Origin of the sequence: Streptomyces sp. NPDC091649 (assembly GCF_044756785.1) — a bacterium.
Taxonomy (GTDB): Bacteria; Actinomycetota; Actinomycetes; order Streptomycetales; family Streptomycetaceae; genus Streptomyces.
Map to the genome: position 1 here is coordinate 171,622 of NZ_JBIVTR010000002.1, position 25,418 is coordinate 197,039.

The 25,418-nt window shown below is 71.6% G+C and carries 22 protein-coding genes; 11 read left to right on the top strand and 11 right to left on the bottom strand.

Features of this window, described 5'->3' with window-relative positions; all coding sequences use genetic code 11:
* Positions 1–467 precede the first annotated feature (467 nt).
* Positions 468–1,634 carry an acyltransferase family protein gene (locus ACIQMU_RS06020; RefSeq protein WP_402688283.1) on the top strand — a complete coding sequence of 389 codons (1,167 nt, stop codon included), beginning with the start codon at positions 468–470 and terminating at the stop codon, positions 1,632–1,634.
* Between the two features lie 88 nt (positions 1,635–1,722).
* Here ACIQMU_RS06020 and ACIQMU_RS06025 read toward each other — a convergent pair whose 3' ends face one another.
* A complete protein-coding gene (locus tag ACIQMU_RS06025; RefSeq protein WP_402688284.1) occupies positions 1,723–2,220 on the bottom strand; it encodes an HD domain-containing protein in 498 nt (165 codons plus the stop codon).
* Positions 2,221–2,445: 225 nt separating this feature from the next.
* Here ACIQMU_RS06025 and ACIQMU_RS06030 point away from each other — a divergent pair, with 225 nt between their 5' ends.
* Complete coding sequence (locus ACIQMU_RS06030; RefSeq protein ID WP_402688285.1) at positions 2,446–3,630, top strand: cation:proton antiporter; 1,185 nt, start codon at positions 2,446–2,448, stop codon at positions 3,628–3,630.
* A 92-nt stretch (positions 3,631–3,722) separates the two neighbouring features.
* On the opposite strand, the gene ACIQMU_RS06035 is transcribed toward ACIQMU_RS06030, so the two are convergent.
* From ACIQMU_RS06035 to ACIQMU_RS06050, 4 genes are all read right to left on the bottom strand, one after another.
* Entirely contained in the window at positions 3,723–4,817 is a 1,095-nt protein-coding gene (locus ACIQMU_RS06035) for a PP2C family protein-serine/threonine phosphatase (RefSeq protein ID WP_402688418.1), read from the bottom strand.
* Positions 4,818–5,021: 204 nt separating this feature from the next.
* On the bottom strand, positions 5,022–5,846 hold the full coding sequence (locus ACIQMU_RS06040) for a DNA-formamidopyrimidine glycosylase family protein (protein WP_352241510.1): 825 nt from the start codon (positions 5,844–5,846) through the stop codon (positions 5,022–5,024).
* Between the two features lie 114 nt (positions 5,847–5,960).
* Positions 5,961–6,449, bottom strand: coding sequence for a ribose-5-phosphate isomerase (locus tag ACIQMU_RS06045; RefSeq protein ID WP_352241511.1), 489 nt, complete (start codon positions 6,447–6,449; stop codon positions 5,961–5,963).
* Positions 6,450–6,669: 220 nt separating this feature from the next.
* Positions 6,670–7,263: a biotin transporter BioY gene (locus tag ACIQMU_RS06050; protein WP_352241512.1), complete on the bottom strand. Its 594-nt coding sequence runs from the start codon at positions 7,261–7,263 to the stop codon at positions 6,670–6,672.
* 338 nt (positions 7,264–7,601) lie between these two features.
* On the opposite strand from ACIQMU_RS06050, the gene ACIQMU_RS06055 reads away from it, so the two are divergent.
* The 3 genes from ACIQMU_RS06055 to ACIQMU_RS06065 all read left to right on the top strand — a co-directional run bounded on the left by ACIQMU_RS06055 (position 7,602) and on the right by ACIQMU_RS06065 (position 11,935).
* On the top strand, positions 7,602–9,035 hold the full coding sequence (locus tag ACIQMU_RS06055; protein ID WP_352241538.1) for an amino acid permease: 1,434 nt from the start codon (positions 7,602–7,604) through the stop codon (positions 9,033–9,035).
* 120 nt (positions 9,036–9,155) lie between these two features.
* Entirely contained in the window at positions 9,156–10,667 is a 1,512-nt protein-coding gene (locus ACIQMU_RS06060; RefSeq protein WP_402688286.1) for an amino acid permease, read from the top strand.
* Positions 10,668–10,867: 200 nt separating this feature from the next.
* Positions 10,868–11,935 carry a glycerophosphodiester phosphodiesterase family protein gene (locus ACIQMU_RS06065; RefSeq protein ID WP_402688287.1) on the top strand — a complete coding sequence of 356 codons (1,068 nt, stop codon included), beginning with the start codon at positions 10,868–10,870 and terminating at the stop codon, positions 11,933–11,935.
* A 30-nt stretch (positions 11,936–11,965) separates the two neighbouring features.
* Here ACIQMU_RS06065 and ACIQMU_RS06070 read toward each other — a convergent pair whose 3' ends face one another.
* Positions 11,966–12,637 (bottom strand): DNA starvation/stationary phase protection protein, encoded by a 672-nt coding sequence (locus ACIQMU_RS06070; RefSeq protein ID WP_352241515.1) that lies wholly within the window; start codon positions 12,635–12,637, stop codon positions 11,966–11,968.
* A 369-nt stretch (positions 12,638–13,006) separates the two neighbouring features.
* The gene (gene tkt / locus ACIQMU_RS06075; protein ID WP_352241516.1) at positions 13,007–15,250 is read right to left on the bottom strand and encodes a transketolase; all 2,244 of its coding nucleotides are present in this window, start codon (positions 15,248–15,250) and stop codon (positions 13,007–13,009) included.
* A 325-nt stretch (positions 15,251–15,575) separates the two neighbouring features.
* Here tkt and ACIQMU_RS06080 point away from each other — a divergent pair, with 325 nt between their 5' ends.
* From ACIQMU_RS06080 to ACIQMU_RS06095, 4 genes are all read left to right on the top strand, one after another.
* Positions 15,576–16,217: a superoxide dismutase gene (locus ACIQMU_RS06080; RefSeq protein ID WP_352241517.1), complete on the top strand. Its 642-nt coding sequence runs from the start codon at positions 15,576–15,578 to the stop codon at positions 16,215–16,217.
* A 170-nt stretch (positions 16,218–16,387) separates the two neighbouring features.
* The gene (locus ACIQMU_RS06085; RefSeq protein WP_352241518.1) at positions 16,388–16,723 is read left to right on the top strand and encodes a metalloregulator ArsR/SmtB family transcription factor; all 336 of its coding nucleotides are present in this window, start codon (positions 16,388–16,390) and stop codon (positions 16,721–16,723) included.
* A complete protein-coding gene (locus ACIQMU_RS06090) occupies positions 16,720–17,463 on the top strand; it encodes a DUF2071 domain-containing protein (protein ID WP_352241519.1) in 744 nt (247 codons plus the stop codon). Before ACIQMU_RS06085 ends, ACIQMU_RS06090 begins: the two co-directional genes overlap by 4 nt.
* Positions 17,464–17,777: 314 nt before the next feature.
* The gene (locus ACIQMU_RS06095) at positions 17,778–18,434 is read left to right on the top strand and encodes a CatB-related O-acetyltransferase (protein WP_352241520.1); all 657 of its coding nucleotides are present in this window, start codon (positions 17,778–17,780) and stop codon (positions 18,432–18,434) included.
* A gap of 106 nt (positions 18,435–18,540) precedes the next feature.
* Here the strand turns inward: ACIQMU_RS06095 and ACIQMU_RS06100 are convergent, their stop codons facing one another.
* A complete protein-coding gene (locus ACIQMU_RS06100) occupies positions 18,541–19,161 on the bottom strand; it encodes an XRE family transcriptional regulator (protein ID WP_402688419.1) in 621 nt (206 codons plus the stop codon).
* 335 nt (positions 19,162–19,496) lie between these two features.
* Here ACIQMU_RS06100 and ACIQMU_RS06105 point away from each other — a divergent pair, with 335 nt between their 5' ends.
* Positions 19,497–20,945, top strand: coding sequence for an NCS2 family permease (locus ACIQMU_RS06105; RefSeq protein ID WP_352241521.1), 1,449 nt, complete (start codon positions 19,497–19,499; stop codon positions 20,943–20,945).
* A gap of 63 nt (positions 20,946–21,008) precedes the next feature.
* On the opposite strand, the gene ACIQMU_RS06110 is transcribed toward ACIQMU_RS06105, so the two are convergent.
* From ACIQMU_RS06110 to ACIQMU_RS06120, 3 genes are all read right to left on the bottom strand, one after another.
* A complete protein-coding gene (locus ACIQMU_RS06110) occupies positions 21,009–21,356 on the bottom strand; it encodes a VOC family protein (protein WP_352241522.1) in 348 nt (115 codons plus the stop codon).
* Positions 21,357–21,420: 64 nt separating this feature from the next.
* Positions 21,421–21,873, bottom strand: a complete 453-nt coding sequence (locus ACIQMU_RS06115; protein WP_352241523.1) for a GNAT family N-acetyltransferase — start codon at positions 21,871–21,873, stop codon at positions 21,421–21,423.
* 45 nt (positions 21,874–21,918) lie between these two features.
* Positions 21,919–22,569: a DsbA family protein gene (locus ACIQMU_RS06120; RefSeq protein WP_352241524.1), complete on the bottom strand. Its 651-nt coding sequence runs from the start codon at positions 22,567–22,569 to the stop codon at positions 21,919–21,921.
* Positions 22,570–22,728: 159 nt separating this feature from the next.
* On the opposite strand from ACIQMU_RS06120, the gene pepN reads away from it, so the two are divergent.
* Positions 22,729–25,332 (top strand): aminopeptidase N, encoded by a 2,604-nt coding sequence (pepN, locus tag ACIQMU_RS06125; protein WP_352241525.1) that lies wholly within the window; start codon positions 22,729–22,731, stop codon positions 25,330–25,332.
* Positions 25,333–25,418 lie beyond the last annotated feature (86 nt).

Here is a 25,418-nt window from a genome sequence, read left to right on the forward strand (position 1 = left end):
GCCCGGAAGCGTGCACCGCCGCGCGCCCCGTCGCCCCCCATCGTGCCACCAACTCCCCCGTGGGTGTGGCCGGGTGATGGAACGGAGTGACGGGATCCCGCCATCCTTCACGGGCGGACTCCGCCGTCGCGGCAACCACCGGGGGCGACGCGCGCCGACCCCGCGCGAGGCGAGTGCGCGACCTCCCACCGTCGGCGCTCTTTCTGTGCGTCCGCTGTGGATTTCCTGCGTCCGGAAATCCGCCGCAGTGATCTTTTCCGCACCCCCACACATCATTCACAGCTCACGGGAGACGTGAATGCGGTGTAATTCACTCCGGTCAACACCTTGGCGATACGCCCCAATTGAGCGGGATCAAAGGTGCCATAACGGGCAGTTTTCGACGGTTTCACATTCGAATAGAGGGGAACAAGCGATATACCCAAGGAGTTTTACGTGAGGCAATCGGGCGGTCTAAGGTGCCTTAGATGTTCCAAGCTCCGAGCGCATTTCAGAGGGCCCCGCTCCCCCCGGCGACCCGGGAGCCGGAGCCCGGACGCGAGCAGGCGCCGACCGCCACCGCGCCCCGTTCCGTCGCCGAGCCCGGTGCGCCGGGGTCCCCCGCTCCGGCCCCGGCGGCGGCGAGGAAGCGCGATCCCTACTTCGACAATGTGAAGTATCTGGCCATCGTCCTCGTCGCGGTGGCGCACGCCTGGGAACCCGTGATGGACGGCAGCCGCGCCACCCGGGCGCTGTACATGATCGTGTACGCGTTCCACATGCCGGCCTTCATCCTCGTCTCCGGATACTTCTCCCGGTCGTTCGACATGACGGCGCCCAAGGTGAAACGGCTGATCACCTCGGTCGCGGTGCCGTACGTGCTGTTCGAGACGGCCTATTCGCTCTTCAAGCGGTACGCGGACGATTCGCCCGACATGGCGATCAGCCTGGTCGACCCGTTCTTTCTCACCTGGTTCCTGATCGCCCTGTTCATCTGGCGGGTGACCACGCCGATCTGGCGCACGCTGCGTCATCCGCTGCCGGTGGCCCTAGCCGTCGCCGCGCTCGCCTCCGTCTCCCCCGACATCGGCGACGACCTCGATCTCCAGCGGGTGCTGCAGTTCCTGCCGTTCTTCGTGCTCGGCCTGCTGCTGAAGCCCGAGCACTTCCAGCTGGTCAGGCGGCGCGAGGTACGGCTGCTGTCCCTGCCGCTGTTCGCCGGCGCACTGCTCTTCGCGTACTGGATCGCCCCGCGCATGCAGCTCGGCTGGCTCTACCGCGCCAACAGCGCGCAGGAGATGGGCGCCCCGTGGTGGTCGGGCGCGGTGATGACGCTCGCGATGTTCGGCTGCGCCCTGGCGCTCACGATCGGCTTCCTGGCCTGGGCGCCCGGCGGGACCCGGTGGTTCACGGCGCTCGGCGCCGGGACGGTCTGCGGCTACCTGCTGCACGGTTTCCTCATCAAGGGCGCCGGGTACACGGGGCTGTTCGACCGCTTCACGTGGCTCTCCGACCCGGCCGGGCTGGTCGTCGTCTCGCTCACGGCGGCGGCCGCCGTGACGCTGATGTGCACCCCGCTGGTGGGCCGCGCCCTGAAGTGGGCCACCGATCCGGATCTGAGGTGGGCTTTCCGGAAGGACCCCGAGCGGCGCTGAGCCCCGGCGGGCCGGCCGGTCGCCCGACCGTGCCGCCGCCCTCCCGCCCCTCCCGCCGATCCACCCGACGGCCCCGGCCGCGGGTGGATCAGTGCGTCTCCGGGATGGCCGGATTCTTTCGGTCCGAGGGTGATTCACCGCCGACCAGCCCCAACAGCCCGCGTACCTGCGCATACTTCGCCGTCAGCCGGGTACGGGTGGCCTCGTCCAGGACCGCGAGGCGGGCGGGGTCCGCGTTGTGGGCCAGATCGGCCTCCTTGATGAGCAGCGCGCCCGGAGTCGCCAGGATCCGTCCGGCGTACGAGGACAGCTCCTCGCCCGGCCGCCTGGTCACCGCCAGGACCATGTCCTTCACCTCCTGCGGCAGGCCCGCCGCCGCCAGCCACCGAGCGGAGAGCGCGGCGTCCTCCACCGCGTCGTGCAGCCAGGCCGCGGCGATCTGCCGCTCGTCGCCGCCGCGCACCCGTACACCTTCGGCCACTGCCGCCAGGTGTTCCGCGTACGGGCGGCCCGCCTTGTCCGTCTGCCGCGCGTGGGCCGCGCGGGCGATGGCCTCCACCTCGGAGACGCTCAGGTGTCCCGTCATGCGCCGACCCTACGTCCGCACGCCAACCCAGTGCGCTCATAAGGCGGTTGGCACGGAGTAGCCGCACGAAGAGGTGGACGGAGCCTGACGGTTCAACGGCTTCACAGTTACAGGGTCAATCGTTCGGTAAACTAATTACTGATGGAATCTTGATGCCCCCTTGACTCTTTCTTGACCCGACCCCGAAGGATCAGGCTCATCGGACACGCAGACACCCTCCTCGCCATGGGCGGCGCCTTCCTCGCCGCCGCCGTCCTCGCCCGCCTCGGCGGCCGTATCGGACTGCCGACGATCCCCCTGTTCATCCTGGCCGGAATCCTCCTCGGCCCCCACACCCCCGGATACACGCTCCTGTCCAACCCGCACGACCTGGAGATGCTCTCCGCGCTGGGACTCGTCCTCCTGCTCTTCTACCTGGGGCTCGAATTCCACATGGACGACCTCAGGACGGGCGGCCGGAAGATGGCCGTCGCGGGCGGGACCTATCTCGCCCTGAACGTCGGCGCCGGGCTGGGCTTCGGCTTCGCGCTGGGCTGGGGCGCCTCGGAGGCGCTGGTCCTCGCCGGTGTCCTCGGCATCTCCTCGTCCGCGATCGTCACCAAGATCCTGGTGGACCTCGGGCGCATCGGAAATCCGGAGACCCGGCCGATCCTCGGCATCATCGTCGTCGAGGACGTCTTCCTCGCCCTGTACCTGGCCGCACTCCAGCCGATCCTGTCCGGTGCGGACAGCCTCCCGGCCGCGCTGGCCGACGGCGGCAAAGCCTTCGGTTTCCTGTTGCTGCTGGCCCTGGCGGCGCGGTTCGGCACGAAGACCGTCGGCAAGCTGATGAACACCAAGGACGACGAGCTGCTCGTCATCTCCTTCCTGGGCGTCGCCGTCTTCGTCGCCGGCGTCTCCGAGATGTTCGGCGTCGCCGACGCGATCGGCGCGTTCATGGTCGGCCTGATGCTCGGCTCCACCTCGTCCGCCGCCCGGATCCTCAAGCTGGTCCACCCGCTGCGGGACGCGTTCGGCGCGATCTTCTTCTTCGCCTTCGGCCTCTCCATCGACCCGGGCGACCTCCCGAGCGTGCTGTGGCCGGTGCTGGCGGCCGTGGTGCTGACGCTCGCCATGAACATCGCGGCCGGCCTCGCGGCGGCGAAGGTGTACTCCTTCGGTGCGCAGGCCACGGCCAACATCGCCACCACCCTGGTGGCCCGCGGTGAGTTCGCGCTCATCCTGGCCACGATGGCGGCGGCGGCCGGACTGGACGAGCGGCTGTCGCCGTTCATCGCCGGCTACGTCCTCCTCCTCGCCGTCCTCGCGCCGCTGGCCGCCGGCCGCTCGCACTGGCTGGCCGGCGTCCTGCCGGGCGGCCGCGGGAAGGACGGCGATCAGGACCGGGAACGAGTTGCGGTGCCGGCCTGACGTACGGCGGCGGCGGAGAGGCGCCCCGCCACCGGGCGACGGGGCCGGGCGTCTCCGCGTCGGCTGCCGGGCGCTGTCGGTGCTGGAGCGGCTCAGGCCCGGCGGGAGAGCAGCAGCAGGGCCCGGTCGTCGTTGACGTCCTTGGCGCAAGCCTCGATCAGATGCCAGGCCGCGCCCTCGAAGCCGGTGGAGACATAGCGGTCGGCCTCGCCCGTCAGCCGGTCGATGCCCTCGGCGATGTCCCGGTCGGACGCCTCCACCAGACCGTCCGTGAACAACATCAGTACGTCGCCGGGCGCGAGGGACCCCTTCACCGCGTCGAATTCGGCCCCGTCGTAGACGCCGAGCAGGGGCCCCTCCCCGGACTTCTCCTCCCACTGCCCGCTGCCCGCGTGCAGTTGGAGGGCGGGCGGATGGCCGGCGGAGTAGATCTCGTAGTCGCCCGACTCCAGGTCCAGCACCAGGTGGATCGAGGTGGCGAAGCCCTCGTCCCAGTCCTGGCGCAGCAGATAGCCGTTGGCGGCGGGCAGGAAGGCGTGCGGGGGCAGCGAGCCGAGCAGCCCGCCGAAGGCTCCGGACAGCAGCAGGGCCCGGGAGCCCGCGTCCATGCCCTTGCCGGAGACGTCGGTGAGGACGGCCTCCAGGGTGCGGCCCCCGTGGGTGCGCGCGGCGACGACGAAGTCCCCGGAGAACGACTGGCCGCCGGCCGGGCGCAGGGCCATCTCTCGGTGCCAGCCCTGGGGAAGCCGGGGCAGGGAGCTCTGGACGCGGATGCGTTCGCGCAGGTCGAAGAGCATCGTGCCGCCGCGCCGCCAGGGCACGCCGACCCGGGCCCGGAACTGGGCGAGGATCAGCCCGAAGAAGCCGCAGGCGGCGACCACGAGCACGGTGCCCGGGGTGACCCGGGCGGGCCCGCCCAGGTACGGGCCGAGGGTGAGCGCCTCGACGATCAGTGCGCCGGCGGCCGTCGCGTACAGGCCCAGCAGGCTGGCGGGGCGCAGCAGCAGCCCGCCCGCCACGATGGGCAGGGCGAGGGCGGCCGGGTCGACCCAGACCGGGCTGAGGACGGTGGCGACCGCGATGGCCGGGACCGTCAGCAGCAGGCCGGCCAGGGCGATCCAGTCGGAGCCGTCGCCGCGGAAGTAGTCGACCCCGGATTTGCGCAGGCCGCTGCGGGCCCGGTGCATCTTTCTCCGCCACCGGGCCCAGAAGTCGTCTGCTGCTCCGCTACGGGCCACTGCCGGGACCTTATCCACCCGGACGCCTCCGGTGCAGGGGGACCCCGGTGACAATGCGCGCGAAACGGGTCGTCCGCGCGACGGCGCCCGCATGCGCGTGGCATATGACACGCCTCCGCGGCCCCGGGGCGGGTGTGCGGGAGCCCTGCGGGCTCAGCCGCCGGAGGGGCCGGGGGGCTGGCACCGGGGGCACCAGAAGAGGTTGCGGGAGACCAGGTCCGCGGTGCGGATCTCCGTACGGCAGATGTGGCAGGGCAGGTTGGCGCGGCGGTAGACGTAGACCTCGCCGCCGTGGTCGTCCACGCGGGGCGGGCGGCCCATGGCCTCGGGCAGGTGTTCGGGGCGGACGGTGTCGATCCGGTTGTTCCGGACGCCTTCGCGCATCAGCTCCGCCAGGTCCGCCCAGACGGTGTCCCACTCGGCGCGGGTGAGGTCCCGGCCCGCGCGGTACGGATCGATGCCGTGGCGGAAGAGGACCTCGGCGCGGTAGACGTTGCCGACGCCCGCGATGACCTTCTGGTCCATCAGCAGGGCGGCGACGGTGGTCCGGCTGCGGGAGATCCGCTGCCAGGCGCGCTCCCCGTCCTCGTCGCCGCGCAGCGGGTCGGGGCCCAGGCGCTCGTGTATGGCGCGCTTCTCCGGCTCGGTGATCAGGGCGCAGGTGGTGGGGCCGCGCAGGTCCGCGTGGTGGTCTGCGTTGACGAGGCGGAGGCGGACCGTGTCGGTGGGCGGCGGGGGCGGGGCGGCGCCGAAGGCGAGCTTGCCGAAGAGGCCGAGGTGGATGTGGACCCAGCCGGTGTCGCCGAAGCCGAGGAAGAGGTGCTTGCCGTGCGCGTCGGTGGCGGTGAGCGTCCGCCCGTCGAGCAGGGCCGCGCTGTCGGAGAACTTGCCCTGCGGACTGCTCACCCCTACCGGTGTGCCCGCGAACCGTTCGGCGTGGTCGTCGGCGAGGCGGCGGATGGTGTGTCCCTCGGGCACGGCGGGGCTCCTGGTGGAAGGGGGGCGGCAGGGTCCGCGGAGGGGCGGCGGCATGGCCGTGCCGCCGGGTCCGGGACCCGGCGGCACGGGAGGAACGTGGGGCGGTCGGGCGGATCAGCCCTGCTGCGGGTGGTGGGCCGGGATCGGGGGGAGCTCGCCGGTGGTCTCGTACGCCGAGAGCATCTCGATGCGGCGCGTGTGGCGCTCCTCGCCGGAGTAGGGCGTGGAGAGGAAGATCTCGACGAACTTCGTGGACTCCTCGACCGTGTGCATCCGGCCGCCGATCGCGACGACGTTGGCGTCGTTGTGCTCGCGGCCGAGGGCGGCGGTCTGCTCGCTCCAGGCCAGTGCGGCGCGGACGCCCTTGACCTTGTTGGCGGCGATCTGCTCGCCGTTGCCGGAGCCGCCGATCACGATGCCGAGGCTCTCCGGGTCGGCGGCCGTCTTCTCGGCGGCACGCAGGCAGAACGGCGGGTAGTCGTCCTGGGCGTCGTAGATGTGGGGGCCGCAGTCGACGGCCTCGTGGCCGTGGGCGCCGAGCCACTCGACGAGGTGGTTCTTGAGTTCGTAGCCGGCATGGTCGGATCCGAGGTACACGCGCATGGTGCGAAGTGTGGCACGAACATCGCGGGGCGGCCGTCAGCGGGGTGGGAGCCTTTCCCGCGTTCGATGCGGTCCGCGTCCCTCGCGCTTCCGCACCATGCGGTCCCCGGCTGCCCGGTCCCCACGGACACCACGAGCCGGAAACGGCGAAGAGGCTCGCCGGCCCGGTCTCCCGGTTCTCTCCGGCGGGCCTCTTCGGCGGCCCCTGCGAGGGCTGGGGTCAGCCGCGGCGGCCGAGGATCTTCCAGGCGGCGGGCAGTGCTCCCATGGCCAGCGCGGCCTTGAGGGCGTCGCCGATCAGGAACGGGGTGAGGCCGGCCGCGACGGCGGCGCTCAGCGACATCCCGGTGGACAGCGCGAGGTAGGGCACGCCGATCGCGTAGATGATCGCGGAGCCCAGGATCATCGTGCCCGCGGTGCGCGGCACCGAGCGGTCACCGCCGCGCCGGGCGAGGGCACCGACGACGGTGGCGGCCAGGAGCATGCCGAAGACGTAGCCCAGGGAGGGCATCGCCCAGCCCGAGGCGGACTCGGCGAACCACGGCATTCCGGCCATGCCGACGAGCGCGTACAGCGCGAGCGAGAGGAAGCCGCGGCGGGCTCCCAGCGCGGTGCCGATGAGGAGTGCGGCGAAGGTCTGGCCGGTGACGGGGACCGGGGAGCCGGGGACCGGGACGGCGATCTGGGCCGCGATGCCGGTCAGGGCCGCGCCGCCGAGGACGAGGGCCGCGTCCACGGCGTAGCGGTGCCGGACGGCGGGCAGCAGGTCGGCGAGGACCGCTCCGGAGCGGACGGGGGCGGCAGCAGTGCTCATCGGGACTCCGCGGGTGAGGGCAGGGGGCCGGGCGGCTCCCGCCGGGCAGGGTGGGGTCGGGCTCCCGCCGACGTTAGCCCACGGGTTAACGCTCGATCACCATCAGCCGCCCACAAAGCGGTGGTTGATGACTTGGTGGGGTTCACACAAAGCCCGCGCCGCAATCATGTTCCCGCGTGACGCTCGTCACGGAGGTGAGCGCGGTGTCGTGCGTTTTGGCGGGGAGGGCGGGGATCGGCGAGACTGTAGCTTCCCCATAAACGATCCGCTCCCCGCGATGACCGGCCTTCCCGGCCGGTCCGCCGATGAGCCGTCGATCCGAGAGCGACCCCTCCCCCATGCACGAAGCCCCTTCGCCCACTCCCGTTCCTCCGTCCCCCCTCGCTCCGGACGAGCCGCTGTCGCACGGCCTCAAGCAGCGCCATCTGACGATGCTGGGGCTCGGCGGGGTGATCGGGGCCGGGCTGTTCGTCGGCTCGGGCGCCGGGATCGCGGTGGCGGGACCCGCGATCGTCGTCTCGTATCTGATCGCGGGGACGCTCGCGATGCTGGTGATGCGGATGCTGGGCGAGATGTCCGCCGCGATGCCCGCCTCCGGCTCGTTCTCCGTGCACGCCGAGCGGGCGCTCGGGCGGTGGGCCGGGTTCAGCGCCGGCTGGCTGTACTGGTTCCTGCTGGTCGTGGTCCTCGCCGTGGAGGCGACGGCGGCGGCGCAGATCGCCCATGGCTGGGTGCCGGGCGTCGAGCCGTGGACATGGGTGCTGCTGTTCATGGTGGTCTTCACCGCGGCGAACCTGACGGCGGTGAAGAACTTCGGCGAGTTCGAGTTCTGGTTCGCCTCCCTGAAGGTCGGCGCGATCGTGGTCTTCCTGGTGCTCGGGCTGCTGGCCGTCCTCGGATGGCTCCCGGACACCGATCCGGCCGGGATGGCCAACCTGACCGGCCGGGGCGGCTTTCTGCCCAACGGCTGGGAAGGCGTCGTCTCCGGCGTGCTGACCGTGGTCTTCGCCTTCGGCGGGCTGGAGGTCGTCACCATCGCCGCCGCCGAGACCGACGACCCTGCGCGCGCGGTGGGCCGGGCGGTGCGCAGCGCGGTGGTGCGCATCCTCTTCTTCTACGTCGGCTCGATGCTGGTGATCGTGACCGTGCTGCCGTGGACCGCGCAGCAGGCCGGACTGAGCCCGTATGTGAAGGTGCTGGACGCGATCGGGGTGCCGTCGGCCGGGCAGATCATGAACATCGTGGTGTTCGTGGCGCTGCTGTCCGCGCTCAACGCCAATCTGTACGGCTCCTCCCGCATGATCTTCTCGCTGGCGGAGCGCGGGGAGGCCCCGCGCTCACTGCTGAGGGTCTCGGGCGACGGCGGGGCGGGGGGCGGTGTACCGCGGCGGGCGGTGCTGGCGTCGGTGGCCTTCGGCTTCGTCTCCGTACTGCTCAACCTGCTGTGGCCGGACACGGTGTTCCTCTACATGCTCAACTCGGTCGGCGCGGTGCTGCTGTTCGTCTGGGCGCTGATCGCCGCCTCCCAGCTGCGGCTGCGCGCCCGGCTGGAGCGGGAGGCCCCCGGGGCGCTGACGCTGCGGATGTGGTGCTTCCCGTATCTGACCTGGGTGACGCTGGCCGGGCTGTCCGGGGTGCTGGTGCTGATGCTGACCGACGCGTCGGCACGCCCCCAGGTGCTGTGGTCGGCGGGGGCGACGGCGCTGGTGCTGCTGGTCGCGGTGGGGCGTCAGTGGCGGGAGCGCGGGGGCCCCGTTCCTACCGACCGGTAAGCGGATGTACACCTTGTGTGAGCCTGGTGACCGTATAGCGGACACCCATTCCGTGTGAGCGGTGCGGATGCTCAGACTGTGGGCTTCGTCCCCGTCTCAGCTACCGAACAGAGCTCGTCCATGCCTCGGACTTCCGCGTCTCCCCCCACCACCGGCTCCGCGGCCCCCGCCGGGACCTCGGCCGACTCCGCGCTCACCCACGGTCTGAAACAGCGCCACCTCTCGATGATCGCCCTCGGCGGGGTGATCGGCGCCGGCCTGTTCGTCGGCTCGGGCGCCGGAATCGCGGCGGCAGGGCCCTCGATCATCGTCGCCTACGCCATCTCCGGGCTGCTCGTCATGATGGTGATGCGCATGCTCGGCGAGATGTCGGCCGCCAACCCGGCGTCCGGTTCCTTCTCCGTGCACGCCGAGCGGGCGATCGGCCCGTGGGCCGGGTTCACCGCCGGCTGGTCCTTCTGGTTCCTGCTCTGCGTCGCCGTGGGCCTGGAGGGCATCGGGGCCGCGCAGATCGTCAGCGGCTGGCTGCCGGGGACGCCGGAGTGGGCCTGGGTCGCCCTGTTCATGGTGATCTTCCTCGGGACGAACCTGGCCGCCGTGAAGAACTTCGGCGAGTTCGAGTTCTGGTTCGCCGCGCTCAAGGTCATCGCGATCACGCTGTTCCTGGTGCTCGGGCTGCTGGCGATCCTGGGCGTGCTGCCCGACACGGACGCGCCCGGCCTGTCCAATCTGACCGGCGACGGGGGCTTCCTGCCCCAGGGCATGGACGGATTCATCATCGGGCTCCTCGCCTCCGTCTTCGCGTACGGCGGGCTGGAGACCGTCACCATCGCGGCGGCCGAGTCCGAGAACCCGGTGCGGGGCGTCGCGAAGGCGGTCCGTACGGCGATGTGGCGCATCGCGGTGTTCTACATCGGCTCCATGGCGGTCATCGTCACGCTGGTCCCCTGGGACGACCCGAAGGTCGCCGAGGTCGGCCCGTTCTACGCGATGCTCGACCATCTCGGCATCGGCTCCGCCGCGCAGATCATGAACGTGGTCATCCTCATCGCCCTGCTCTCCGCGATGAACGCCAACATCTACGGCGCGTCCCGCATGGCCCGGTCGCTGGTCGCCCGGGGCCAGGGACCGGCCGTGCTCGGCAGGATCTCCTCCGGGGTGCCGCGCAACGCCGTGCTGTTCTCCTCGGTCTTCGGGTTCGCGTGCGTGCTGCTCAGCTACTGGCGGCCGGACGACGTCTTCCCCTGGCTGCTGAACATGATCGGCGCGGTGATCCTGGTGGTGTGGATCTTCATCGCGGCCTCCCAGCTGATCCTGCGCGGCCGCACGGAGCGGGAGGCGCCTCAGACGCTGGTCGTGCGGATGTGGTTCTTCCCCGTCGGCACGGTCGTCGCCCTCGCGGCCATGGTGGGCATCTTCCTGCTGATGCTGCGCCAGCCGGACACCCGTGACCAGCTGCTGGCCACGGGGGCGCTGACCGTGGCGCTGATCGGCGTCGGCCTCGTGCGCCAGCGGCGGCGGAGCGGCGACGGTGACAGCGGTGACAGCGGCGTCGGCGGTGACGGCGGTGACGGCGCGGCCGGCGGTGACGGCGCGGCCGGCGCGGCCGGGATGGCGGCAGGGGAGAAGTAGTTCCCGCAGGGCCGCTACGAACGCCGGGCTCCGCCTCGTACGATCGGGGCGGAGCCCGGCGTTTCGGCGTTCGGTGTTCCGGTGTGGTCCCGGCGCTGCCCGCACCCGTGGCCAACAGGACATCGCAGGGCCGGGCCCCGTACGCCGGGCCGTCATCCGCCCTCGCTTCCGTGGTGGCTCCGTCCACGTGAGGAGCCGTCATGTCCGTTGCCCCCAGGCGCCGTTCGATCCTCCTGGCGACCGCCGCCGCCACCGCCGCGGCCACCGCCCCGGCCGTCGCCGCGCCCGCCGGCCGGCGCCCCCACCGCCCGTCGGGCCCCCTGGTCATCGGCCATCGCGGGGCGGCGGGCTGGCGGCCCGAGCACACCGCCGACGCGTACACCTATGCCGTACGGGCCGGGGCCGACTGGATCGAGCCGGACCTCGTGCCGACGAGGGACCACGTCCTGGTCGTGCGGCACGAGAACGAGATCGGCGGGACGACGGACGTCGCCGCGCACCCGGAGTTCGCCGGCCGCCGCACCACGAAGACGGTCGACGGCAGGGCGGTGACCGGCTGGTTCACCGAGGACTTCACGCTGCGCGAGCTGAGGACGCTGCGCACGGTGGAACGGCTTCCGCTGATCCGCGACCGCAACACGGTCTTCGACGGGCGGGGCCGGGTGATGACGTTCCAGGAGGTCGTGGACCTGGCCCGGCGGCTGTCGCGGGAGTCGGGCCGGAGGATCGCGGTGTTCCCCGAGACCAAGCACCCGACGTACTTCCGCTCGATCGGGCTTCCGCTGGAGGAGGAGCTCGTCCGGGTGATCCGCCGCAACCGGCTGTCCGCCCGGGACTGCGTCGTCCAGTCCTTCGAGCCCTCCAGCCTGCGCCGGGTGGCCGCCGCGCGGCTCGGCCTCCCGCTGTGGCAGGCGCTGGGAACGAGCGGCGGACCCTACGGGCACGGGACCTCCTACCGGGACATGATGACCCCGGCCGGGCTGCGTGGGATCGCCTCGTACGCCGACTGGATCGGCCCGGACAAGTCCTCGCTCGTCCCGCCGAGCACGCTGCTGGCGGACGCCCACGCGGCGGGGCTGAAGGTCGGCGCGTACACCTTCCGGGCGGAGAACCGGTACCTCCCGGCCGCATACCGCCGCGGCAGTGCGCCGGACGCCTTCGGCGACGCGTTCGCCGAGTACGCCTTCCACTACGGGCAGGGCGTGGACGCGGTGGTGACGGACTTCCCCGACATCGCGGCGCAGGCCAGGGACGACCTGCGGCCGTAAGGGCCGCCCCGTCGTCCCTGGCGGTGGTGTTCAGCGCGTGGTGCGCCTGCTCGCCGTCGTCTTCTTGGCCGGCCGCTTGGCGGCGGTCTTCTTCTCCGGGGCGGGCGTCGTCTTCTTGGCGGGGGCGCGCTTGGCGGCGGCCCGCTTCGGGGAGGCGGCTTCGGCCGCCGCTTCCTCGGTGTCGGCGCCGGCGTTCGAGAGGGCGCCGGAACTGCTCTCCAGGTGGGCCCGGACGAACCACTGGAACTGCTCCAGCCCGCGCAGGTGCTCGATGAGCAGGTCCTCGGTGACGGGGTCGATCTCGCCGGCCTTCTCCATCGCCTCCCGGTGGTCCTCGATGATCCCCGTGTAGACCAGGTCCAGGGCCCCGAGGTGGGCGATCGCGTCGGCACGGCCGACGCTGTAGTCGTCCCAGGTCCGCTCCCTGACCAGGGCGCCCGGCGTGCCGTCCGGCTCGCCGCCGAGGGCGGAGATCCGCTCGGCGGCGGCGTCGGCCATGTCCCGTACGGCGGCGGTCTGCGGGTCGAGCATCTCGTGGACGGCGATGAAGTGCGGCCCGACCACGTTCCAGTGGATGTGCTTGAGCGTGAGCGCAAGGTCGTTGAGCGCGTGCAGGCGCAGCGTCAGGAGGTCGATGACCTGCCGGCCCTCCTCGACGCCGAGGCCTGGGACGGTGTAGCGGGGGGTGCGTGCGGGGGACATGGGACTCCTCTGCTGGGGATGCGGGATGCGGTGCGGAATGCCGGATGCGGGGTGCGGGGCCCGGGCCGCCGACCGCGGGGCTCGGGGTTCGGGGTTCGGGGAGGGTGAAACCGGCGGCGGGAGCGGTCGGCCGCGCGGAGGCCGGGTGCGCGGGGCCGCCGGGTGCGGTGTACGCGGGATGCGGTGGCGTCGTGAAGGCGGCCGGCGCTCCACCCGGGATCTCTCGTCCGGATCGGGTCGGATCAGGAAGCGGGGCCCGGTGCGTGCGGCTGCGAGGCGGAGGAGTCGGCCGCTGCGGAGCACAGGCGGCTGACGACCACGCGGCAGGTGTGCGTGCCGGCGAGCCCGACCTGACCCGGACGAAAGGCCCTAGCCGACGTCCCCGGCGCCGCCCTCGGTCGGGGCCGCGCCGGGGCGGTCCCCGCCGGGCCGGACCGGTCCGGCCGCCGCGCGGATACTCTCCCGTGCGGCATCGGCGACCGCGCGGGGCGTGAGGCCGAACTCCTCGTACAGGCGCTGATAGGGGGCGGACGCACCGAAGTGCTCCAGGCTGACCATGCGGCCCGCGTCCCCCACCACATCCCGCCAGCCCTGGGCGACCGCCGCCTCGACGCTCACCCGGGCCCGGACGCCGGGCGGCAGGACCGTGTCCTGGTAGGCGTACGGCTGGTCGGCGAACCACTCGCGGCACGGCAGCGAGACCACCCGCGCGTCGTGCCCTTCGGCGGCCAGCAACTCCCGCGCCTCCAGAGCGATGTGGACCTCCGATCCGGTCCCGACGAGGATCACGTCGGGCGTCTCGCCCCGGCTGTCGGCGAGCACGTAGCCACCCCGGGCGGCCCCCTCGGCGGAAGCGCAGGCGCCCTCTCCCCGCTCCAGGACGGGCAGCGGTTGCCGGGTCAGGGCGAGCCCGGCGGGCCGGTCGTGGTGCTCCAGGACGGTGCGCCAGCACACGGCCGTCTCGTTCGCGTCCGCGGGCCGTACGACGTCGAGGCCGGGGATGGCGCGGAGGGCGGCCAGTTGCTCGACGGGCTGATGGGTGGGGCCGTCCTCGCCCAGCCCGATGGAGTCGTGGGTCCAGACGTAGGTGACCGGGAGCTTCATCAGCGCGGCCAGCCGGACGGCCGGGCGCATGTAGTCGCTGAAGATCAGGAACGTACCGCCGTAGGGGCGGGTGAGGCTCTGCAGGGCGATGCCGTTGAGGATCGCGCCCATGGCGTGCTCGCGGATGCCGAAGTGGAGCGTGCGGCCGTAGGGGTTGCCGGGGAACTCGCCGGTCTGCTTGCTCTCCGGCACGAACGACGGCTCGCCCTCCATGGTGGTGTTGTTGCTCCCCGCGAGGTCGGCCGAGCCGCCCCACAGCTCGGGCAGCACGGGGGCCAGTGCGGTGAGCACGTCGCCGGAAGCCTTGCGGGTGGCGATGCCCTTGGAGTCCGGGGCGAAGACGGGAAGGCTGTCGGCCCAGCCCTCCGGGAGCCGCCGCTCCCGCAGTCGGTCGAGGAGTTCGGCGCGCTCGGGGTGGGCTTCGCGCCACTGCTGGTATCCGGGCTCCCAGGCGCGGTGGGCCTCGGCGCCGCGCTCACGGACCGCGCGGGCGTGCTTCAGCACGTCGTCCTCGACGGTGAAACGGGCGTCCGGGTCGAAGCCCAGCAGCTTCTTCGTGGCCGCCACCTCGTCGTCGCCGAGCGCGGAGCCGTGGGCCTTGCCGGTGTTCTGCTTGGTGGGCGCGGGCCAGCCGATGATCGTGCGCAGCAGGATCAGGGACGGGCGGCCCGTTTCGCTCTTCGCGGCTTCGACGGCGGCGAGCAGGGCGTCAACGTCCTCGACATAGTCGCCCGTTCGGGTGAAGTCGACCGTCCGGACGTCCCAGCCGTACGCGGCGTAGCGGGCGGTGACGTCCTCGCTGAACGAGATGTCGGTGTCGTCCTCGATGGAGATGTGGTTGGAGTCGTAGAAGACGATCAGGTTGCCGAGTTCCTGGTGTCCGGCCAGCGAACTGGCCTCGGCCGTCACGCCCTCCATCAGGTCGCCGTCGGAGGCGACGACGTAGACGTGGTGGTCGAAGGGGCTCGCGCCGGCCGGCGCGTCGGGGTCGAGGAGGCCGCGCTCGCGCCGGGCGGCCATCGCCATGCCGACGGCGGAGCCGAGCCCCTGCCCCAGAGGCCCGGTGGTGATCTCGACGCCCCGCGTGTGCTGGTACTCCGGGTGGCCGGGCGTGGCGGAACCCCAGGTCCGCAAGCTCTTCAGGTCCTCCAGCTCCATGCCGTAGCCGCTCAGGTACAGCTGGATGTAGAGGGTGAGGCTGGAGTGCCCGCAGGACAGCACGAAGCGGTCGCGGCCGAGCCACTGGTCGTCCGCCGGGTCGTGCCGCATCACCTGCTGGAACAGCAGGTACGCCAGGGGGGCCAGGCTCATCGCCGTGCCCGGGTGGCCGTGACCGGCCTTCTGCACCGCGTCGGCGGCCAGCAGCCGCACGGTGTCGACGGCCCGGACGTCGAGGGGTCCCCAGCCCGCCGCGTCCGCGAGGGGCGGGGCCAGGTCCGGGGCGCGACCGCGGCCGTCGGGACCACCTGAGGCGTCGTTCGGGCCGTTCGGCGTTTCGGGCGGTGCCATCAAGTCCTCCTGATCAGCGGGGTGGGCGGGCTGCGGGCGGTACTCCTGCGGTCGTCGGCCCCGAACCGCCCGGCCGCTTCGCCGGGTCCCCCGGAACGGCGGGCGCAAACCTCCGGCAGACGCACACAGCACGGAAGGAGCAAACCACCTTTCCAGAACAAAAGTAAGGAAGAGCGACACCGCAAACCCGGCGCGGCCCGGGCGGGACGAGAGGTCCTGGGCCGAAAGACTGATCACTTCGGGGCACTCCTGCTGCTAGCCTGCTCTTGCATATAGATTGCAATAACAACTGGACGGCATTCCCAGCAGTCGGAGGGCTCGCATCATGGCCACGTACACGCTCCCGGAACTCCCGTACGACTACGCGGCGCTCGAACCGGTCATCAATCCGCAGATCATCGAGCTGCACCACGACAAGCACCACGCCGCGTACGTCAAGGGTGCGAACGACACCCTGGAGCAGCTGGAAGAGGCGCGCGACAAGGGAGCCTGGGGCGCGGTCAACGGCCTCCAGAAGAACCTCGCGTTTCATCTCTCGGGCCACATCCTCCACTCGATCTACTGGCACAACATGACCGGCGACGGCGGCGGCGAGCCCCTCGCGGCGGACGGCGTGGGCGACCTCGCCGACGCGATCACCGAGTCCTTCGGCTCCTACGCGGGCTTCAAGTCCCAGCTGACGAAGGCCGCGGCCACCACGCAGGGCTCCGGCTGGGGTGTGCTCGCGTACGAACCCCTCAGCGGCAAGCTGATCGTCGAGCAGGTCTACGACCACCAGGGCAACGTCGGCCAGGGCTCGGTCCCGGTCCTCGTGTTCGACGCCTGGGAGCACGCCTTCTACCTGCAGTACAAGAACCAGAAGGTGGACTTCATCGAGGCGATGTGGCAGGTCGTCAACTGGCAGGACGTGGCGAAGCGTTACGCCGCCGCCAAGGAGCGCGCGGACGTGCTGCTGCTCGCCCCCTGACCGGGCACCGGCACGCTGCCCCACCACCACAGACGCCCTGCCTCGTGATCGTCTTCTCAACCTTCACCCCGGCAGGCGGACGAACGGAGAGCCCCCGCGAGGACATGACTCGCGGGGGCTCTCCCATGGCACCTGCTTAGCTACTTAGCGCATGTGCTAAACATGCATTCATGGATTCACCCGCCGACGAAGAGGCGAGCGCCTTCCGCGCGCTCGCCGATCCCACCCGCCGCCAGATCCTGGAGGATCTGCGGGGCGGTGAGCTGGCCGCCGGGGAGATCGCGAGCCGTTTCCCGATCAGCGCCCCGTCCATCTCGCGCCACCTGGGCGTGCTCAAGGGGGCCGGGCTCGTCACCGAGCGCCGGGACGCCAACCGCATCCTCTACTCCCTCGCCGAGGAGCGGCTCGCCATGTGCGTGGGGCGCTTCCTCAGCGCCGTCTGCCCCGAGCAGATCGTGCTCCGCAACACCAAGTGGCGCTCCGTGCCCGAGAGCGACGCCTCATGATCCGGCCCCGCCTCTCCAGCGTCATCGAACGCCGCCTCCTGGTGAACTACCGGGTCGACCCGCACGTCGCGGCGGCCCTGCTGCCCGCGCCGCTGCGGCCCCAACTGGTGCGCGGCCGGGCGGTGGCCGGGATCTGCCTGCTGCGGCTCGGCGGCGTCCGCCCCGCCTGGGCCCCCGCCGCGACCGGGCTGACCAGCGAGAACGCAGCCCACCGCATCGCCGTGGAGTGGGACGGGCCGGACGGCGTCGAGCGCGGCGTCTACATCCCGCGCCGTGACACCGCCTCGCGCCTCAACGCCCTCGCGGGCGGGCGGATCTACCCGGGCGAGCACGGCCGCGCGCACTTCACGGTGCGGGAGGACGCCGACTCCGTACGGGTGGCCTTCGCGACCCGGGACGGCGAGGTGGCGGTGGAGGCGACCGTGGAGCCCGCCGACGAGCTGCGCGGCAGCGGGCTGTTCACGGACCTGGCGGAGGCGTCGGAGTTCTTCCGGCTCGGCAGCCGCGGCCTCTCCCCCAACGCCGGCGGGGACCATCTGGACGTCCTCGAACTGTCCACGGACGCCTGGAAGGTGACGGCGGGCCGGCCCCGTTCCGTACGCTCCTCGTTCTTCGAGGACCTGGACCGCTTCCCGCCGGGCAGCGCGGTGCTGGACAGCGCGCTGGTGATGCGGGGCGTGGCGGCGGACTGGTCGCCGGGAGCGCCGTTCCGGCTGGGGTGCGGGGCGGTGTCCGCGTAGGGCGGCCGCCCGGCCGTGGGCCCGGGGGCCGCTTCGCGCCGGGAACAGGACGGAGGGCGGGGCGAGTCCAATCGGGGCTTCCATGGGCGTACGCCGTCGACGCCCGGGCACCCGCCGGGGCTGCCGCCCGCGTCCGGCGGGCGGAGCAGGACGCCCCGTTCCACCGCCTCGACCGCCTCCAGCACCACCGCATCGCCCCACCCCGGCCCGGCGGAAAATACCGGCGGCTCGCCCGGCCCGGATGCCACGATGGCCTGCGCCCACCCGTCCGCGCCCCCTGCCCCCTCCCGCGCCCCTCCTGGGAAGTGACCCGTATGCGTTCTGCCCCCGAGCCCGTCCCGGCGGACCCCACCGTCCTGCACCCGATGCCCGGCCAGCCGCGCGTGGTGCAGTTGAAGCCCCTGGTCACCTCGCCGCTGGTGGAGGTCGGTGACTACTCGTACTACGACGACCCCGAGCACGCCACGGAGTTCGAGACCCGCAACGTGCTGTACCACTACGGCCCGGAGCGCCTGGTGATCGGCAAGTTCTGCGCACTGGCCACGGGGGTGCGGTTCCTCATGAACGGCTCCAACCACCGCATGGACGGGCCGTCCACCTTCCCGTTCCCGACCCTGGGCGGCTCCTGGACCGACCACTTCGACCTGCTGACGGGGCTGCCCGGCCGGGGTGACACGGTGATCGGCAACGACGTCTGGATCGGCTACGAGGCCGTGATCATGCCAGGGGTCCGCATCGGGCACGGGGCGATCATCAGCGCGCGGTCCGTGGTCGTCTCGGACGTCCCGGACTACGGCATCGTCGGCGGCAACCCGGCCCGCTTGATCCGCAGCCGGTACCCGGAGGCGGACATCGCGCGCCTGCTGGCCGTGGCCTGGTGGGACTGGCCGGCGGACCACCTGACGCGCCACATCCGTACGGTGATGTCGGGCACGGTGGAGGAGTTGGAGGCGGTGGCGCCGGGGGTGTGACAGGTCTGCGGAGGGACCTCCGCGCACTGAACGCGTTCGGGCGTTCCGACATCGCGGCGAGGCGCCGTAGCTCTCCTCGTGCGCCCGCCGGGATTGGGGACAGCCCTCACGCGGACCCGGGCAGCCGGGCCCAGAAGTGGTCGACGATGTTCTCGATGTAGCGACGCCCGTCCTCGCCGGACGCGGTGGCGCCGCCGGCCCGGCTCAGGGTCGCGGCCATGAGGCCCTGGTACTCCTGGTGCATGGCGGACAAGGGGCTCTTGAGGTCGCGGCGCTCCATGGAGACGAGCTTGGCGATGTCGCGGATGTGCGCCTGCCAGCGCGTGGACACCGCGTCGGTGAGGAGACGGGCGAGGTCGTCCTCCAGCCTGGTGATGGCGATGAAGTCGCGCGGTGGAAGGCCGAGGACCTCCCCCAGCTTGACGGACTGCCGTTTGTCGCCGGTCCACAGCCCGGCTTCCTCCATGCGCGTGTAGGCGTCGAGGGCGAGGCCGGTGGCCCGTGCGACGTCCTCGGCGGAGACGCCGCGCGCGATGCGGTGTTCGAGCAAGGTGCTCGGGGCGCCCATGAGTTCACTGGGTTGGCACCACAACGCACCAGCGAGAGCGGTGAGTTCGGCCGCACTGGGTACATGCGTCCCCCGCTCCCACGCGATCACGTGCTCGGGCGAGATGTGCGAGGTGCCGAAGGACGCGCGCATTCCGTAGGCGACATGACCGGGAGCCATCCCGAGCTTCTCGCGCAAGGCGCGCGCTGCCCGCGCGTTGAAGGGGAGTGATGGGTGCACGTACGGAGCGTAAGGGAGTTGTCACCGCCACTTCCATACCCACTGTCGGCTGACTGCCGGTTTGGCGGAAAAGTTCACCGCTGATTCCGTAGGAAGACACAGGACCGAAAAGGCACCAACTGGACCCTCTACGCGGGTAGTTGCCATTCGCAGGTCGCCGCGTATGATCCGCTCGCAAGGTGCCGCATGTGCGTTCGCACAGTGGCTGCCCCCTTCTTCGGGCAGCACCGGCGCCACCCTCTTCCCGATCATTCGCAGGCTCAGGAGACTCCGTCATGCACGCCAGTACGACCAGCCCGCCGCCCGACGCGAAGCCCACCGGATCGGGGGGCGTCCTGGACCGGTTCTTCCGCATCAGCGAGCGCGGTTCGACCTATCTCCAGGAGATACGCGGCGGATTCGCCACGTTCTTCACGATGGCGTACATCCTCGTGCTCAACCCGATCATCCTCGGCGGGGCGGAGGACAAGTTCGGCGAGCAGCTGGACAGCGTGCAACTGGTCACCGCCACCGCACTGGTCGCCGCGGTGATGACGCTGATCATGGGTGTGGGCGGCAACCTGCCGCTGGCCCTGGCGGCGGGGCTGGGCATCAACGCCGTCGTCGCCTACCAGATCGCTCCCCTGATGAGCTGGGCCGACGCGATGGGCCTCATCGTGCTCGAAGGGCTGCTGATCTGCGTTCTGGTGGTGACCGGGCTGCGCGAGGCGATCATGCACGCCATTCCGCAGCCGCTCAAGCAGGCCATCAGCGTCGGCATCGGCCTGTTCATCGCCTTCATCGGCTTCGTGGACGCCGGGTTCGTCACCCGCATCCCCGATGCCGCGAACTCCACGGTGCCCGTCCAGCTCGGCACCGGCACGCTGACCGGCTGGCCGATGCTCGTCTTCTGCCTCGGCGTGCTCCTGACGATCGTCCTGGTCGCCCGCAAGGTCAAGGGCGCGATCCTCATCAGCATCGTCCTGATGACCGTCCTCGCCATCGTCGTCAACGAGGTCGCCCGCATCAAGTCCTGGGGCCTGACCTCGCCCTCGATGCCCGACAACCCGGTCGCCGCACCCGACTTCGGGCTGCTGGGCCAGTTCGACGTGTTCGGGTCGTTCGGCCAGGTCAGCGTTCTGACGGTCGTCCTGCTGGTCTTCACCCTCATCCTGTCCGACTTCTTCGACACGATGGGCACGGTCGTGGGTGTCACGGCGGAGGCCGGGCTCCTCGACGAGCGGGGCCAGGTGCCCGGCCTCGGCCGCGTGCTGCTCATCGACGGCGTGGCCGCCGTCGCCGGTGGCGCCGCGTCCTCGTCGTCGGCCACCACCTACATCGAGTCCGCGGCGGGCGTCGGGGAAGGCGCCCGCACCGGCTTCGCCAACCTCGTCACCGGTGGGCTGTTCGCGCTCGCCCTCTTCCTGACGCCCGTCCTGACGATCGTGCCGCTCCAGGCGGCGGCGCCCGCCCTCGTCGTGGTCGGCTTCCTGATGATGACCCAGGTCAAGCACATCGACTGGGACCGCTACGACGTCGCCATCCCGGCCTTCCTCACCATCGTCGTCATGCCGTTCACCTACTCCATCACCAACGGCATCGGCGCCGGCTTCGTCTCCTACGTGGTCATCAAGGCGTGCCTCGGCAAGGCGCGCGAAGTCCACTGGCTGCTGTGGGGCACCGCCGCGCTGTTCCTGCTCTACTTCGTCATCGACCCGCTGGAGCAGATCCTCGGGCTCAAGTAGCGGCGCCCGGCCGCGGCGCCCCGGGGCCATCTCGGGCCCGGGGCCTCCCCGGCTCTCCCCGCCTCAGTGGCCCCCGGCGTCCGCGAGACAGAACTCGTTGCCCTCCGGGTCCTTGAGGACGGTCCAGGTCATGCCCTGCATCGACTGCTCGCCGACGACGGTCGCGCCCAGCTTCGCCAGACGCTCCACGTCGGCCGGGCGGTCGGACGAGGAGAAGTCGACGTGCACCCGGTTCTTGGCGGCCTTGGGCTCGGGCACCCGCTGGAAGCCGAGGACCAGCGGGGTGGCCGGGAGGACGACGAACGCGTCGTAGTCCTGGGCGCCCTCGACGCCCAGGGCCTCGGCCCACCATGCGGCGAGCGCCTGGGGGTCCGCACAGTCGATCGTGATCATTTCCGGTGAGATGCGCATGGCCCTCACCGTACGACGCACCACTGACAACGACCCGGAAGCCCGGCGCCTCCGGGTCGTTCGTTCAGCCCAGCGACACTTCCAGCAGCGGGAGTTCACGGCCGGGCACGGAGCCGGACGGGACGACGCCGATCCGGACCGCGCCCATCGCCCGGTAGAACGGCTCCGCGTTCGGATCGGCGTCGATGGTGAGGCGGGTGAAGCCCAGGCGGCGGGCCCCGTCCATGGTGTGGGCGAACAGCCGTCGTCCGACGCCCCTGCCGATGGCGTCCGGCTCGACGAACATCATGCCGAGCGCGCCGCTCGGCGGCTCCCCGTCCAGGGTGGTGAAGCCGAGGATCCGGCCGTCCTCCTCGGCCACCGCCGTCCGCCGGGCCGCCACCTCCGCGGGGCGGACGGTCAGCTCCTCACGGCAGGCGGCCAGGAACTCCGCGTCGTACTCCCAGTGGCCCTTCGACCGAAGGGCCAGCTCCGTCAGTGCGGCGGCCTCCGCCGCCTCGCCCGCGCGTATCCGCATGGGGCCATCCTGCCCCGTACGGATAAGCGCGGTCACCGGCCGGCGTCAGTCGAAGACCGGGCCCTGCGTCCGGGTCCGCTTGATCTCGTAGAACCCGGGGATGGAGGCGACGAGCAGGGTGCCGTCCCAGAGCTTCGCCGCCTCCTCGCCCTTGGGGGCGGGCGTGACGACCGGGCCGAAGAAGGCGATCTGCTCGCCGTCCGCGCCGGGGACGGCGATGACCGGGGTGCCGACCTCCTGGCCGACCTTGTCGATGCCCTCCTTGTGGGAGGCGCGCAGCTCGGTGTCGTACTGGTCGGAGTCGGCGTACTCCGCCAGCTCGGCGGGCAGGCCGACGTCCTTCAGCGCGGCGGCCACGGCCTCGCGGGTGGGGCCCTCGCCGTTGTTGTGGAAGCGGGTGCCGAGCGCGGTGTAGAGGGGGCCGACGACCGCGTCGCCGTGCTTCTGCCGGGCGGCGATGACGACCCGGACCGGGCCCCACGCCTGGTTCTCCAGCATGTCGCGGTACTCCTCGGGCAGGTCGTCCAGCTTGTCCTCGTTCAGGACGGCCAGGCTCATCACGTGCCAGCGGACCTCGACGTCGCGGACCTTCTCCACTTCCAGCATCCAGCGGGAGGTCATCCACGCCCAGGGGCACAGCGGATCGAACCAGAAGTCGACCGGGGTCTTGCCGTTCGCCGGGGTGTTCTCGGACATGTCTCTCCTCAGAAGGGCGTGTCAGAAGGGCGTGTTCCGCCCGCGGGCCAGAACGCCGCCGAGCGGCCTCCCATTCCCTGTATGCGGCCGTGAGAAGACGCGTGCAAGGATCAATGGGTTCGAACACGACACAATGACGCGCGTCACGAAGGAGTGCCCGTGCCCGGTGAAAACCTGTCCCGCGACGAGGCCCAGGAGAGGGCCGAGCTGCTGACCGTCGACGGATACGAGGTCTTCCTCGACCTCCGGTCCGCCGTCGGCGAGCCCGAGGGGGCCGACGGGGGCGACGGGGAGTCCGGTCCGCGGACCTTCCGTTCGCTGACCACGATCAGGTTCCGCTCCGCCCGTGCGGGCGCCTCGACCTTCGCCGACCTGGTGGCTCCGGGCGTGGACGCGGTGACGCTGAACGGGACGGCCCTCGACCCGGCCGCCGTGTTCGACGGGGCGCGGGTGGCACTGGACGGGCTCGTCGAGGGCGAGAACGTGGTCGTGGTCGACGCCCGCTGCGCGTACAGCCGGACCGGCGAGGGCCTGCACCGCTTCGTCGATCCGGAGGACGGCGAGGTCTACCTCTACACGCAGTACGAGCCGGCCGACGCCCGCCGCGTCTTCGCCAACTTCGAGCAGCCCGACCTGAAGGCCCCCTACCGCTTCCGGGTGACCGCCCCCGAGGGCTGGCGGGTCTGGTCCAACGGGGCCGAGGAGTCGCACGAGGGCGGGGTGTGGACCTTCGCCGAGACGAAGCCGATCTCCACGTACATCACCGCCGTCGTCGCCGGTCCGTACCACTACGTGAGCGACCACTACAGCCGCACCCTCGACGACGGCTCCACGCTGGAGATCCCGCTCGGCGCGATGTGCCGCAAGGGCCTGGCCAAGCACTTCGACGCGGACGACGTCTTCCTGATCACGAAGCAGGGTCTGGACTTCTTCCACGACCACTTCGACTACCCGTACCCCTTCGGTAAGTACGACCAGGCGTTCGTGCCCGAGTACAACCTCGGGGCCATGGAGAACCCGGGCATGGTCACCTTCCGCGAGGAGTACATCTACCGCGGCAAGGTCACCTCGGCGGCCTACGAGCGGCGTGCCAACGTCATCCTGCACGAGATGGCGCACATGTGGTTCGGTGACCTGGTCACCATGGAGTGGTGGGACGACCTGTGGCTGAAGGAGTCCTTCGCGGACTTCATGGGCTCGTTCTCGATGGTCGAGGCGACCCGCTTCACCAACGGCTGGATCACCTTCGCCAACAACCGCAAGGCGTGGGCCTACCGCGCCGACCAGCTGCCCTCCACGCACCCCATCACGGCCGACATCCGTGACCTGGAGGACGCCAAGCTGAACTTCGACGGGATCACGTACGCCAAGGGCGCCTCCGTGCTGAAGCAGCTGGTGGCGTACGTGGGGCGGGACGCGTTCCTGGAAGGCGCCCGGCGCTACTTCAAGCAGCACGCCTACGGCAACACGCGCCTGGGCGACCTGCTGTCGGTGCTGGCCGAGACGTCCGGCCGCGACATGACGGCCTGGTCGCGTTCCTGGCTCCAGACGGCGGGCGTCAACGTGCTCACCCCGGTGCCCACGTACGACGCGGAGGGCACGCTGACGGAGCTGGCCGTCGTCCAGGAGGCCGCCGCCTCGCACCCGGAGCTGCGCCCGCACCGGGTCGCGGTCGGCCTCTACCGGCGTACGCCGGAGGGCGAGCTGACGCGTTACGCGCGCGCCGAGGTGGACGTGGCCGGGGAGCGGACCGTGGTGGAGGCTCTGGCGGGCTCCGAGCGGCCCGATCTGATCCTGGTCAACGACGACGACCTCACGTACTGCAAGGTCCGCTTCGACGCGGGGTCGCTGGCCACGCTGCGCGGCCACCTGGGCGAGATCACGGACCCGCTGGCCCGCGCCCTGTGCTGGTCGGCCCTGTGGAACCTGACCCGGGACGCAGCTCTGCCGGCCCGCGACTTCATCGCGCTGGTGCTGGCCTTCGCCGGGCGGGAGAGCGACATCGGCGTCCTCCAGATGCTGCACTCCTGGACGCGGTCGGCGCTGGTCGACTACGCGGACCCCGGCTGGCGCGCGGAGGGCGGCCGGACGCTGGCCCGGGGCGCACTGCGCGAGCTGCGGTCCGCCGAGCCGGGCAGCCAGCACCAGCTGACCTGGGCCCGGTTCTTCGCGGCCGTCGCCTCGTCCGAGGAGGACTTCCAGCTGCTCGGCGGGCTGCTGGAGGGCGCGGCCCGGATCGACGGTCTCGACGTCGACCAGGAGCTGCGCTGGGCCTTCCTCTCCCCGCTGGCCTCGCACGGCGTGGCCAACGAGGCGGCGATCGACGCCGAACTGGCCCGCGACGACACGGCCTCCGGCAAGCGCCACCACGTACGGTGCCTGGCCTCGCGCCCCTCGGAGGCGGTCAAGGCGCAGGCGTGGGCGGCGGTCGTGGAGTCGGACAAGCTGTCCAACGCGCTGGTCGAGGCGACGATCAGCGGCTTCGGGCAGCCCTCGCAGCGGGAGCTTCTCGCCCCGTACGCGAGCCGCTACTTCGAGGTGATCGAGCGGATCTGGGCGGAGCGGTCCATCCAGATCGCCATGCACGTGGTGCGGGGGATGTTCCCCGGGCTCCAGGACAGCCCCGAGACCCTCGCCGCCACGGACGCGTGGCTGGGCGAGCACGAGGACGCGGCCCCTGCGCTGCGGCGGCTGGTGCTGGAGGCCCGCGACGATCTCGCGCGGGTGCTGCGCGGCCAGGAGTGCGACCGGGCCGGCGCCTGAGTACGGAACCATGAGGGGGCGCTCGGGTGGGGCGCGCGTGCGGCGCGAAAGCGGCGCTCGTACACCCGCCCGAGGCGCCCTCCCTC

Bases quoted from the DNA above. Each gene is read 5' to 3' on its own strand.
- ACIQMU_RS06045 (WP_352241511.1), bottom strand. From the start codon at position 6,449: ATGCGCGTGTACCTCGGATCCGACCATGCCGGCTACGAACTCAAGAAC.
- ACIQMU_RS06050 (WP_352241512.1), bottom strand. From the start codon at position 7,263: ATGAGCACTGCTGCCGCCCCCGTCCGCTCCGGAGCGGTCCTCGCCGAC.
- ACIQMU_RS06100 (WP_402688419.1), bottom strand. From the start codon at position 19,161: ATGGCTCCCGGTCATGTCGCCTACGGAATGCGCGCGTCCTTCGGCACC.
- ACIQMU_RS06025 (WP_402688284.1), bottom strand. From the start codon at position 2,220: ATGACGGGACACCTGAGCGTCTCCGAGGTGGAGGCCATCGCCCGCGCG.
- ACIQMU_RS06080 (WP_352241517.1), top strand. From the start codon at position 15,576: ATGGCCACGTACACGCTCCCGGAACTCCCGTACGACTACGCGGCGCTC.
- ACIQMU_RS06110 (WP_352241522.1), bottom strand. From the start codon at position 21,356: ATGCGCATCTCACCGGAAATGATCACGATCGACTGTGCGGACCCCCAG.
- ACIQMU_RS06035 (WP_402688418.1), bottom strand. From the start codon at position 4,817: ATGCACCGGGCCCGCAGCGGCCTGCGCAAATCCGGGGTCGACTACTTC.
- ACIQMU_RS06090 (WP_352241519.1), top strand. From the start codon at position 16,720: ATGATCCGGCCCCGCCTCTCCAGCGTCATCGAACGCCGCCTCCTGGTG.
- ACIQMU_RS06070 (WP_352241515.1), bottom strand. From the start codon at position 12,637: ATGTCCCCCGCACGCACCCCCCGCTACACCGTCCCAGGCCTCGGCGTC.
- ACIQMU_RS06085 (WP_352241518.1), top strand. From the start codon at position 16,388: ATGGATTCACCCGCCGACGAAGAGGCGAGCGCCTTCCGCGCGCTCGCC.
- ACIQMU_RS06105 (WP_352241521.1), top strand. From the start codon at position 19,497: ATGCACGCCAGTACGACCAGCCCGCCGCCCGACGCGAAGCCCACCGGA.
- ACIQMU_RS06120 (WP_352241524.1), bottom strand. From the start codon at position 22,569: ATGTCCGAGAACACCCCGGCGAACGGCAAGACCCCGGTCGACTTCTGG.
- ACIQMU_RS06065 (WP_402688287.1), top strand. From the start codon at position 10,868: ATGTCCGTTGCCCCCAGGCGCCGTTCGATCCTCCTGGCGACCGCCGCC.
- ACIQMU_RS06055 (WP_352241538.1), top strand. From the start codon at position 7,602: ATGCACGAAGCCCCTTCGCCCACTCCCGTTCCTCCGTCCCCCCTCGCT.
- tkt (WP_352241516.1), bottom strand. From the start codon at position 15,250: ATGGCACCGCCCGAAACGCCGAACGGCCCGAACGACGCCTCAGGTGGT.
- ACIQMU_RS06060 (WP_402688286.1), top strand. From the start codon at position 9,156: ATGCCTCGGACTTCCGCGTCTCCCCCCACCACCGGCTCCGCGGCCCCC.
- ACIQMU_RS06030 (WP_402688285.1), top strand. From the start codon at position 2,446: ATGGGCGGCGCCTTCCTCGCCGCCGCCGTCCTCGCCCGCCTCGGCGGC.
- ACIQMU_RS06020 (WP_402688283.1), top strand. From the start codon at position 468: ATGTTCCAAGCTCCGAGCGCATTTCAGAGGGCCCCGCTCCCCCCGGCG.
- ACIQMU_RS06095 (WP_352241520.1), top strand. From the start codon at position 17,778: ATGCGTTCTGCCCCCGAGCCCGTCCCGGCGGACCCCACCGTCCTGCAC.
- ACIQMU_RS06115 (WP_352241523.1), bottom strand. From the start codon at position 21,873: ATGCGGATACGCGCGGGCGAGGCGGCGGAGGCCGCCGCACTGACGGAG.